Here is an 11,916-nt window from a genome sequence, read left to right on the forward strand (position 1 = left end):
AAAAAATGGAGGAATTAGATGAAATATACAAAGGAACTACTAGTCGGGGCATTATCGCTTAGCCTGCTTGTAAGCATCCCTTACCATGCATTAGCAAACGGAGGCCAGTCGTATAAAAATGCACAAAGCATTGAACTTATTGAAGCAGAGAAAAGTTTATTCAATAATGAACACTATGATTTTCTAAAGTATTCGGAGATTGGCAATAAGCTTCAAGAGATCGCTAAACAGAGTAATAGAATCACAGTTGAAGTGAAAGGAAAGTCTTCACAGGGGCACGATATGTATGTAGTGACCGTGTCAGATCCTAGTGCAAAAGGAAAATATGGTCATATTCAAGCACTAAGAAAGCAAATGTTCAAAAACCCTGAAAAGGCACAGGATTGGATTGCGAAAAATCCTGATTTTAAAGTACCAGTCATGATCAATGCTTCTGTTCATGGAACAGAGTATGTTGGAACAGATGCTGCCATCCAACTAATTGAACAATTAGCTACTCAAAATGATGATGTAACGACTAAAATTTTAGAAAATAACATCTTGATCTTCAATGTTGTTGCAAATCCGGATGGACGTGTTGACGGAACTCGTTTTAATGGAAATGGCATCGACTTGAACCGTGACTTTATTACTCAATCACAGCCTGAAACAAAGCTTGCTGTTGAATTAATGACAGAGTGGAATCCAATGGTTCTTTTAGACTTACATGGATATGTAAAGAATTATGGACCAAACCTACAAGGGTTGATTGAGCCCTGTACACCACCACATAATCCAAACTATGAGTATGATTTATTTATTGAACATGGACTTGCTGCTGCCGAAGCGATGGAAGCTGAAATTATGAAGGATAAGGAAACAGAATTTACGACTCCACTCTATGAAAATATGGTTGGATCTTATATCCCTTATCGTGATGATGCTGCAGGCTGGGATGATTATCCACCAATTTTTACACCTATGTATGCGATGTACCATGGTTCATTTGCACATACACTTGAAGCACCAACAAACGATGAGAACGGTGTAAAGTGGACGTATGATGCGATGATTGGTGCCTTAACATATGCGAGTGAAAATCGTACAGATATGATCACAGACCAAATTGAAATCTTCAAGCGTGGGATTCAATTTGATCATCCGACACATGATGCAGGATTCTTCCCTAAGGCATATATCTTACCAGTTGATGAGCAAGACCCTACCGTTACAAAAAAAGCGGTAAACCATTTAATAACGAATGATATTAAGGTTGAGGAAGCAAAGAAAGCCTTCACTGTTGATGGTGTAACATATCCCGCTGGAACTTTTCTTGTATCCATGGACCAAGCAAAAGCTGGTTTAGCTAACACAATGCTTTGGGATGGTGAAGACATTTCTGAAGATACAACGGCAATGTACGACATCTCTGCATGGAGCCTTCCTGAACTTTGGGGCTTTGAAGCAATAGCTACTCAATCAGATGTAAAAGCTCAATCTGTGAGTGTAAACAAAGTTAATGAACAAGGAAAACTTGTTGGAAAAGGTCCATTCCTAATTCCAAATACTTCTGTGAAAGCTGTGAACCTAGTAAACTCTCTATTATCTAATGGAGTTACTGTTGAAAAAGGAACAGATGGTACCTTCTATTTTAGCGGTACAAGCAATGTCGTGAAAAATTTAGTGAGCCAATCTGGTCTAACGATTAACACAACGGCTGTTCCTGCTGATACTAGTGAACTATCTTCTGTTAAGGTTGCTATTTTAAAGGATGGCGGAATCGGCAAAGTTCAATCACATGCTGGTACAAAGCTTTCACTTGAGCGCTTAGGCTTTGATGTGACAGAGCTTCACCCACGTGATGTGGCAACACAAGGCTTAGAGGGATATGATGTGTTTGTTTATAGTGCTACGAGTTCACTTTTAGCAACAAGTCAATCTAGTGTGGCAAACCGTGATTTCTGGTTATTAAATGCAGACCAGCTAAATCTGTTCAAAGAGAATGTAAATAGCTTCCTTGCAAGTGAGGGAAAATACATTTCGGTTGGGGCACTTTCAGCAGATGCTACGAAAACACTTGGCTTAACAAATGTGACAGTGAATAAAGGTGGAAGCAATAGTAACGGAATTGTGAAGGTTGACTATTCTATGTCAGAATCAGCCATTACAAATGGCTACGGTGACCACGACCTTGGGTTCGTTTATCGACCAGCCTATTTCACAAATGTAACTGACACAAAAGTAATTGCAACATATGAAGATTCAGAAGACTTCTTTGTGGCGGGGCACTGGAGAAATAGAACTGGAGCAACCGGTGAAGCTGTGATTGTTCAAGAAAAAGACCAAGACGTAACACTTATTGGACTTGAACCAGGCTTCCGTGATCACACAGACTACCTATTCCGTTTACTATCGAATACAATCTTTGAATAACATCAAAAGGAAGTGCGGGTTTTGTGCGCACTTCCTTTTTTGTGATACGGGGACGGTTCTCGTGTCTCAAATTCTATACCAAAATAGAAATGATACATGAGAACCGCCCCCTGTACCAAACAAAGCACTGGCACACGAGAACCGTCCCCGTGCGCCATTAACCATTACTTTCTTTTTTGAGCCTCTTGTTTGTTTTTCTCAAGTTCTGCTGCATACTCATCATATGATTTCCCTTGCTTTTGGCTCTCAGATTGAATCTTTCTGTACTTGTTATCATTAAGATTTGGCATACTCTCACCTCCTATGAACATGGTTATTTTATACAAATGTTAGACTTTTATCCTTCGTATGAGTCGGTTCTCTTTGAGACACGGGGACGGTTCTCATGCCTCAAACTCCATACAAAAACAGAAATGATACATCAGAACCGTCCCCATGTACCAAACTAGAAATGATTCATGAGAACCGTCCCCATGCACCACCCCTGCACCAAACAAAAAAATGGCACACGAGAACCGTCCCCGCACACCAAAAAACGTCTAAAAAAGATACCTTTTCAGACGTTTTTCTTATTAGTGTATATTAAAACTCGTAGTTATTACTTTCGGTCACGTTCTTTACGTTGTACCACTTCTTACCTACATTTGAATAACGAGAATCGATCATTGTGACTTTACTTGTTGTGCTATCGGTACGGAAAATAGCTTCATTCATGTCAGTAATAACAGATCCTTCGATATGAACAGTTGTTGTAAACGTTGAACCACCAAGCTGTCTAATCATCTTCCCTGCATTTCGAGCGGTGAAGTTATAGATTTCAAATTGTGAAGCAGCATTGATCTGGAACATTTTATCGCTACCATGCTGGGCAGAACCACCTTTAAGCACGACACGGCCTGATTTTTTTATCGTTAATGCATCCTCACCGATATCCTCCCAAACAACGTTTTCAATGGTAGCATCTCCATAGGTGTGAACACCATCTGCAGCAGGGGCACCTAATATCACATTCTTTAAGGTGGCTCCATTCTCTAATTGAAACACAGCCTTTTGGCCTTCAGCTTGGCTGCCATCTCCTACCGTTACAGGATTAGCAACATAGCGTTTACCTTTTCCATCAAAGGTTTGTCCAGCCGGAACAACAATCGTTGAATTGACTGTAACAGTTTCAGAAGGCTTTACCTCAACAATCTTCCATTGCTGATTAGTACCACCTAAATCATCATACTGAACAACATTTGCCCCGTTACTGCTTGATCTCTCATATACTTCAAGTACTTTTTTGCTATGACGATTGATAATTTTAACATAGCCATTCCCTAAATCAACGATTTGCCACTGTTGGCTTGCTCCATTCCAATCCTTCCATTGAGCGACATTGGCACCATTCGAAGTTGACCAATTGTTTACTTCCATAGCCTTAATACTGTTAACGTTTACGATTTTGTGGAAGCCTTCTCCTACATCAATCAAACGCCATTGTTGATTAGCACCGCCCAAATCATCGTATTGAACAAGATTTCCGCCATCATCCTTTGACCAAGAGTAAACTTCCAAAGCCTTACCACTATTGCGATTAATAAGCTTGTACGTTTTGCTAGAATCATAGCTTGTTGCTGCTTGAGCTGTATTCACGACTGACAATGTTGAAAAAATAACAGCGAACACGATAAAAATTGAGAATATTTTTTTCATTGTTAATTCCTCCGCTATTCAATTTTTTAGATTGATTGTTTCTTATTGTCATATCATGGTGAAATAGCACAACTATTGGCCAATAGTTCACATTTGCTATTATACATAAAAAAGCGAATGTTCCGTCAACTGTAACCTTATTAATACATACCTGTAATATTTTGACACATAGGGACGGTTCTCATGTCTCAATTGTTGAACCAAGACTTAAATGATACATGAGGACTGAGCCGTACATCACATAATGAAATGAAACATGAGAACCGTCCCCATGCCCCCCCACAAACCAAAACTAGTGCAATCGATTGCCAATTAACTCTACTAATATCAGTTTCCCAAGACTTAAAACTTCACATCCATAGGATAAAAGGTGTGTTTTCCCTTGAATATTAAATTATTATTTATCAATAATTCAGAAAAGTGTATAATGTAACTTGTGCAAGCGCTAGCACAAAAATTCGAAAGGTGTGTGAAATATGAGACAGGTTAGAATTGCTTTTGTTTTATGTTTATCGATTATGCTGTTTCTGTCTGGTTTTGGTACTGTAGACAGAGCAGGAGCTTCAACACCGAACAATGGAACGTTAATGCAGTATTTCGAATGGTATCTTCCTAATGATGGAGCTCATTGGCAACGCTTACATAATGATGCTGGAAATCTAGCAAATAAGGGGATTTCAGCTGTATGGATTCCACCAGCATACAAAGGCACTTCACAAAATGATGTAGGTTATGGTGCTTACGACTTATATGATCTTGGTGAGTTTAATCAAAAAGGAACAATTCGGACTAAATATGGAACGAAAGCACAACTAAAGTCAGCCATTTCTGCCTTGCAAAGTCAAAATATAAATGTATACGGCGATGTTGTAATGAACCATAAAGGTGGTGCTGATTTTACTCAGCCTGTAACTGTCGTACAAGTTGATCCAAATAACCGTAATAATGAAATTTCTGGAGATTATCAGATTGATGCTTGGACTGGTTTTAATTTTCCTGGTAGAGGTAATACATACTCTAACTTCAAATGGTCTTGGTATCATTTCGATGGGACAGACTGGGATGAAAGAAGAGATCAGAGTGGAGTATATAAATTCAGAGGTACTGGTAAGGCATGGGATTGGGAAGTGTCTAACGAGCGAGGTAATTATGATTACCTGATGTATGCTGATTTAGACTTTAGCCATCCTGATGTTGCTAATGAAATGAAAAATTGGGGTACTTGGTATGCCAATGAACTGAATCTTGATGGATTTCGTTTAGATGCTGTTAAACATATTAAGCATGATTACCTAGGTGAGTGGGTTAGCCACGTCAGGTCTCAGACTGGGAAAAATCTGTTCACTGTTGCTGAATATTGGCAAAATGATATAAATGCATTAAATAACTACTTGGCAAAAACAAATTATAACCATTCGATATTTGATGCACCACTTCATTATAATTTTCATTATGCATCTAACAGTAATGGTAACTATGATATGAGAAACATATTGAATGGAACGGTCGTAAAACAGCATCCATCACTTGCTGTAACACTTGTGGAAAACCACGATTCACAACCAGGTCAGGCTCTTGAGTCGGTTGTAGGTACATGGTTCAAGCCATTAGCGTATGCATTTATTTTAACGCGTCAACAAGGTTATCCTTCCGTTTTCTATGGTGACTATTACGGAACGAATGGGGACAGCAGCTATGAAATTCCATCACTAAAAAATAAAATTGACCCCCTCCTTACTGCACGAAAAAACTTTGCATATGGTGTCCAACATGATTATCTGGATCACTGGGATATTATCGGCTGGACAAGAGAGGGTGAAGGAACACGACAGAAGTCTGGACTTGCTACCCTAATCACTGACGGTCCGGGTGGGTCTAAGTGGATGTATGTAGGAAGACAAAATGCTGGCGAGGTCTGGTATGATATGACGGGTAACCGTTCCACTACTGTCACAATAAACAATGACGGCTGGGGCCAGTTTTATGTAAATGGCGGATCAGTTTCAGTTTATGTACAAAAATAATCGTTTGTAATTCCTCTTTTAGTAGAATACGAGAAACAAGTGAACCGAAATCCTACATGTTAAAAAAGGGGAAGATGCACCGACATCTTCCCTTTCTTTTATTTATAATTTAAACTTACCAAGCTCCATCTGAAGTTCAGTTGCAATTTGAGCTAATGCTTCACTAGACGCTGTCATTTCTTCGACCATTGCAGCTTGTTCTTCTGTAGCCGCTGATACATTTTGTGCCTGTTCGTCATTTGTGACAGCTATTTCGTTCACTGACTCGACAACATCCTTCATTTGATCTACTTCTTTTAAGACGTAAACAATCGAATCATATACTTCTTCTGTATGCTTTGTCATTGATTCAATAGCTTCATAGATTTCACTAAATGATTGTCCAGTTTGTCCAACCACTTGAATACCTGATTTTGTAGACTCTGTACTAGACTTCATCACTGTAACAGAAATACTAATTTCGTCCTGAATCTCGTGGATTAATTGTTTAATATCTCCTGAAGCCTGACTGGATTGCTCCGCTAATTTACGTACTTCGTCAGCAACAACGGCAAAGCCCTTGCCATGTTCACCCGCTCTTGCAGCTTCAATCGCTGCGTTCAATGCAAGTAGGTTTGTCTGCTGTGCGATCGTGTTAATTAACCCAACAATCTCTTCAATTTGCTTAGACTTGTTATCTAGATTATTAATTGAATTAGAGGTTTGTTGAACCGTTGAATCAATTTCCTTCATCTGTTCAATCGCACTTTTCACATCGGCAGTTCCACTTTGGGCTAATACTGTCGTTTGTGTAGAGGAATGCTTAACCTTTTCTATATTGTCATTAATTTGTTCCATACCCTTGTGGATAAAAGTTGTGCTTTCCTTCACTCTTTGTGTGTAATTGTTTTGTTGATTAATATTTGCGGCCACTTCCTGAATCGAATTTGCCACTTCCGCAACAGAACCACTCGTCTGTTCCGCACTAGCTGACAATTCCTCTGAACTAGCTGCTACTTGTTCTGATGAAGAACGTATGGTATGAAACATTTGATTTAAATTACTTAACGCTCGGTTGTAATGATCACTCATTTGGCCAAGCTCATCATTTGACTTCAATTCCATAGGACTAGACAAATCCCCTTCTGCTAGGTATCCAATCTTTTCAACAAACTGTTTGATCTTCTTAGAAAGACTTGCACTAAATAGATAAATAAGAGTAGCAGATGCTAGTAAAAAGAAGGCTGTAATCCAAACAGATTTTGTTAGCAAGGAATTTACCCCATCATATAACTCACTCGTTGGAATCGCAGAAACCAACTTCCAGCCAGTATCAGGAAAAGTTGTATAAAATGCTTCCCACTCTTTACCATTTGTCTCAAAAAGTTGTACTCCCTGTTCACTTTCTTCGATAGCTTGACCTAGTTCTTTTAAATCAGAGTCATCTGAAATATGGTCAGTCATTGCCTTCTCTTTATGTGCGATAAACTCACCAGCTTTCCCAACAAGGAATAGATGACCAGTTTGCTCAAACTTTTGATTGACGATTAAGTTTTGAATGGTTGTTAAATCATAATCGGCCGTAATCACACCTGCAAATGCTCCATCCTGAAAAATAGGGACAGAAGCAGTTAGTAACGTCATATCTAAAGCTTCATCGTAATAAGGTGGAGACCAAGAAATGTTACCTTCTCCCACTTCTTTTCCCTTCACATACCAATCTGCTTCAGGATAGTTGTACTCTGCCGTCTCATAATCCTCAGTGTACACAATTGAACCAGCATCTCTGTACACATATGGACCAAAGTATTGAGAATCCGCATTATACTTATACGGATCAATCCATATCCCAAGTCCGAATGTATTCTCATTTAGCGCTATCGTCTCTTCTAACGTTTTCTGATAATCCTCTTTAGTCAGGGAATTTCCCTTTACTTTATAAAGAGTACTTAGTGACTGTGCTAAACGTGTATGTGCGGTAAATTCATGCTCCATTGCTTCAAGAACAGAATCCATTTTATTATTAACACTTGATGAAGTTAAAGTGGTAATTTCCTTCTTCGAACTAAAAAAGCTTAGAGCTGTAATCGAAATCGTAGAAATAAGAATGATCGGTAAAAAAATGCTAAGCATCTTAAACTGGATACTGCTCTTTTTCTTTCTCATATCGTTCCTCCTGATGTAAATTTCGTAGATGATATTTGTATGATTATACATACTTTCTTTTAAAAATACCTACATAACCTATATCGGCTGTTCTTTGGTTTTCTTGAATGATCAATTGGGGATGGAATAATGTACCACGGGGACGGTTCTCACGTCTCAATTTCCGGCCGTACCCAAAACTAAAAAATGGCGCACGAGAACCGTCCCCGTGCACCACAATCTTTATTTAATCCATAAATCTTCGTTTTGGTAGTATGCATCAAGTTCAGCACTAAACCAACGACCATTTAATACTTCACTTACGATCTTTTTCTTAGCTTCAGCTGAAATGGTTGTGTCTTGTTCGATTTCCTTGATCACATCGTTTTTAGTCATCGTAACCTCAGACATGTGAGCGTAGGCATCTGTGTCATTTGCAGTTAACACGAGGGTTGCCGGGTTCTCCTTTGTCCAATTATCCCATTTAGTTAACTTTGGTCCATTATTAGGGTTACCTTTGTGAAGAAAGTTAGCTACGTAGTTCTTAAACTGGCTACTCAGTTCCTTAGCACCTTCCAATTCAAACGACTGCCTCATTAATGGTAAGTATGTCTGATTATTGCTATCTAAAAGAGGTACAAAAATACCATGAAAAGAACCAAAAAGATCCATATCTGTTGTCGTTTTCATATCTTCTCCAAACGGAATTTGGATTGTATAAATTGGTTCTTTATAGTTGTCATACATGGTTTCCGCCGATTCCTGGGTATTAAATAAAGTGTATAAATCACTTCCATATTTCTTTGCAAATTCAAATTCAGCACGTTTTGTTTCATCCGTAAACAAACTTCCATCTTGTAAAGACCTCGCAAAGTAAGGATCTCCAAATGCAAAGAATGAGAATTCTGAAGTTCCTGTTAACATCATTAACGGTACAGAATTATAGTCACTTGTCTCAAATTTTTCCTTTGGAAGAACATAACCATCATTATACAGGTGTGGAAAGACACTCATTCTTATTGCAGCGTTACCCATTAATCCACTTAATCGATCAGCAGATAATGAATAGAGGTACTCTCTTACAGCCTCATCTTCCTGCTGAAGCCATTGATATGCCTCTTCTTCAGTTGATTTCACCTGATCCTCAACAACTAATGGAGCGATCGCCTTTGCAAAAACTTTAATACTATCATCTTCATCCGCAATCGTCATTCCCCCACTAAAAGCAATCGCCTTTTGAAACTTCCCTTCAAAAATTGGAGATGCTAAGGCAGCCATTACATCTCTTCCACCAGCCGAAAATCCAGAGATTGTAATATTGTTTGGATCTCCACCAAAGCTTTCGATATTTTCCTTAACCCAGTCTAGTGATTGGGCAATATCCAATAGTGCATAGTTTCCAGAGTCTTCTAATCGATCACCAGTGTTCAAAGCAGGAAGTGGATTGAACCCTAATGGTCCAAGTCGATAATTAATAGAAACAAAGATTGCTTCTACATCATTTACAAATGCATCACCAGTAATCTCTCCAGATTTTCCTGATTGATTATTACCGCCATGGATGAAAAAGAAAACAGGTAAGTGTTTTTTATTTGTATTTGGACGATAAATATCTAGATTAAGGCTATCCTCTTCTCCAATGATACCGCTTGCAGAATTCTGAATCGCAATATGACCAAATTCAGTTGCATCAAAGATTCCATCGAACGGAGCAGGTTCTTCTGGTGCTTTCCATCTCAACTCATCGACAGGCGGCTTCGCATACGGAATTCCCTTCCATACCAATGTGTTTTCCTCAACATTTTCATATCCCTTAACAGGCCCGTACTTCGTTTCCTGAATGATTCCCTTTTTGTAGTTATCAGAATTTGAAACTTGTTCCTTGGCATTATACGATTTTGCTGCAACTACATCAGAACCAACAAAACCAACTACGAGTAATAAAGCTAATAAGTATTTCAACAACTTGCTCATCTTTATTCCACTCCTTCAGGGCTTTTTTACTAGTAAAATCTAAAATCACTCATCTGAAACATTACCTCTTTCTAAAGGTTGAATCTATGTATTAAGGCCACCTCCCCTTTGCTATTTGTTTAATTAACACAAAAAAACCCGAAGAGAATGACACACTTTACGTGAATCAATTCTCATCAGGTTATGCCCAAAAAAGGTAACATTCCTTTAAATGATATAGATTTAACTACATTTATCGTACTATTTATTAATAATTCTGTCAACGCTTACATTTCGGATTCACTGGTGGTGCTTGGGTGGTGCATGGGGACGGTTCTCGCGTCTCACTATCTGAACTCAGACATAAATGATACATGAGAACCGTCCCCGCACACCATTCCTAAATGGCACACGAGAGAACCGTCCCCATGCATCAGTCACGTAATAAATATTCTTTTTCTTTACTTAGTTGTTCGTTGATGCTTTTTGTTATTTCATCCATGATTTGTTCGGTGCTTAGTTTAGTATCCCAGTTGTTCCATAGAGTAGAGTTCCAGATGGCATCTGCCTTTTCGTCAATGGGTGTTAAGTTAGGCACTTCTACCTTTTTCATGATTTCCTCAAATAATACCATGTCCTGTTGCCCACCAAGAAACTCATTTTTTCTCAAATCTGTTGATCGGTTGAATACTCCATAGGATTCCCCAAAACTGTAGGACTCAACAAACTCCCAAGCTAGCTCTTTCTGTTTACTAGCGTTCGGGATCGAAATGATCGGTGCATTACTCCAGCCAAATTGGTTAAATGGAAGACGAGTAGCTCTCCATTTTCCACTTTGTTCTGGTACCCATCCGCTAATCTCGCCACTTCCCCAATTCCCCCTATAAAACATCACAAACTGGTCATTTTTCAGTACCTCTACTCCGTTTTTCTCCCATACATTAATGGGTGCAACCAAATCATTTTCTCTAATCACTCTCGCAAGATCAATAGCTTTCTTAAAATCCTCACCAGTTCTAACAAGCTCCAGTTCTTGGTTAAAAACACCTCTAGTAGATTTGTAGATTTGGATAGGTTCCATGGCATCTTGAATCATCCACTTATCATCTTCCCTTAATTCAGTGGCCATTTTGATCCAGTTATTTGGATCCTCCATATAATCACCCAGTTCTTCGGGATCAGAAGGAAAACCGTATTCCTCCATGATATCTGCCCGGTAGAAAGTGACAAGTGGAGATGGTCCTATCGGAACACCAATCATCTTCTTTCCATCGAAGGATTGTCCCATGTTCCATAACGACTCAGAAAAGTGCTCACGATAATGTTCTAACGTGTAGGGCTCTTTCGCTAAATCTTCTAATCCATCCAATGCCATAAAATGACCAAAATGGTTACTATCAAAAACCATAAGATCAGGAGTTTCCTTGGTAGCTAGAGCTTTTAAATACTCCTTCTGATATTCCTCAAATGTAAAAAATTGAACCTTTACAGTCACACCAGGATGACTTTGTTCAAATTGATCAATCGCATACTCCCATCCCCCAGAATAATACGACCATAGCTCCAACTCAATTGGTGCGTTTTTATCGATTAACTCACTCTTTTCATCTGCTTTTATTTCTGAAATTTGTTCCTTGTTCTCATCTGCTCCACACCCGATTAAGAAGATGAAGAAGATGCTGAAAATAACACGTCTGAACATAGTTCA

General features: G+C 38.8%; 7 protein-coding genes. 2 read left to right on the plus strand and 5 right to left on the minus strand.

Features of this window, described 5'->3' with window-relative positions; translation table 11 throughout:
• The first annotated feature begins 18 nt into the window (after window positions 1–18).
• Window positions 19–2,412 (plus strand): M14 family zinc carboxypeptidase, encoded by a 2,394-nt coding sequence (locus tag BLQ56_RS16355; RefSeq protein ID WP_090856704.1) that lies wholly within the window; start codon window positions 19–21, stop codon window positions 2,410–2,412.
• 164 nt (window positions 2,413–2,576) lie between these two features.
• Here BLQ56_RS16355 and BLQ56_RS24110 read toward each other — a convergent pair whose 3' ends face one another.
• Both BLQ56_RS24110 and BLQ56_RS24285 read right to left on the minus strand, forming a co-directional pair.
• Complete coding sequence (locus BLQ56_RS24110) at window positions 2,577–2,702, minus strand: hypothetical protein (RefSeq protein WP_274380243.1); 126 nt, start codon at window positions 2,700–2,702, stop codon at window positions 2,577–2,579.
• Between the two features lie 292 nt (window positions 2,703–2,994).
• Entirely contained in the window at window positions 2,995–4,107 is a 1,113-nt protein-coding gene (locus tag BLQ56_RS24285; protein ID WP_090856710.1) for a pectate lyase, read from the minus strand.
• 476 nt (window positions 4,108–4,583) lie between these two features.
• On the opposite strand from BLQ56_RS24285, the gene amyS reads away from it, so the two are divergent.
• Window positions 4,584–6,131 carry an alpha-amylase gene (gene amyS, locus BLQ56_RS16370; protein ID WP_090856713.1) on the plus strand — a complete coding sequence of 516 codons (1,548 nt, stop codon included), beginning with the start codon at window positions 4,584–4,586 and terminating at the stop codon, window positions 6,129–6,131.
• A gap of 102 nt (window positions 6,132–6,233) precedes the next feature.
• Here amyS and BLQ56_RS16375 read toward each other — a convergent pair whose 3' ends face one another.
• The 3 genes from BLQ56_RS16375 to BLQ56_RS16385 form a co-directional block, all read right to left on the minus strand.
• Window positions 6,234–8,276: a methyl-accepting chemotaxis protein gene (locus tag BLQ56_RS16375; RefSeq protein ID WP_175490346.1), complete on the minus strand. Its 2,043-nt coding sequence runs from the start codon at window positions 8,274–8,276 to the stop codon at window positions 6,234–6,236.
• Between the two features lie 222 nt (window positions 8,277–8,498).
• Complete coding sequence (locus BLQ56_RS16380) at window positions 8,499–10,229, minus strand: carboxylesterase family protein (protein ID WP_090856719.1); 1,731 nt, start codon at window positions 10,227–10,229, stop codon at window positions 8,499–8,501.
• A 412-nt stretch (window positions 10,230–10,641) separates the two neighbouring features.
• Complete coding sequence (locus BLQ56_RS16385) at window positions 10,642–11,910, minus strand: ABC transporter substrate-binding protein (protein ID WP_090856722.1); 1,269 nt, start codon at window positions 11,908–11,910, stop codon at window positions 10,642–10,644.
• Window positions 11,911–11,916 lie beyond the last annotated feature (6 nt).

The organism is Litchfieldia salsa (assembly GCF_900104555.1).
GTDB lineage: Bacteria > Bacillota > Bacilli > Bacillales > Bacillaceae_L > Litchfieldia > Litchfieldia salsa.

Coding starts and splice junctions, on each gene's coding strand:
- BLQ56_RS16380 (WP_090856719.1), bottom strand. CDS start 10,229: ATGAGCAAGTTGTTGAAATACTTATTAGCTTTATTACTCGTAGTTGGT.
- BLQ56_RS24110 (WP_274380243.1), bottom strand. CDS start 2,702: ATGCCAAATCTTAATGATAACAAGTACAGAAAGATTCAATCTGAGAGC.
- amyS (WP_090856713.1), top strand. CDS start 4,584: ATGAGACAGGTTAGAATTGCTTTTGTTTTATGTTTATCGATTATGCTG.
- BLQ56_RS24285 (WP_090856710.1), bottom strand. CDS start 4,107: ATGAAAAAAATATTCTCAATTTTTATCGTGTTCGCTGTTATTTTTTCA.
- BLQ56_RS16385 (WP_090856722.1), bottom strand. CDS start 11,910: ATGTTCAGACGTGTTATTTTCAGCATCTTCTTCATCTTCTTAATCGGG.
- BLQ56_RS16355 (WP_090856704.1), top strand. CDS start 19: ATGAAATATACAAAGGAACTACTAGTCGGGGCATTATCGCTTAGCCTG.
- BLQ56_RS16375 (WP_175490346.1), bottom strand. CDS start 8,276: ATGAGAAAGAAAAAGAGCAGTATCCAGTTTAAGATGCTTAGCATTTTT.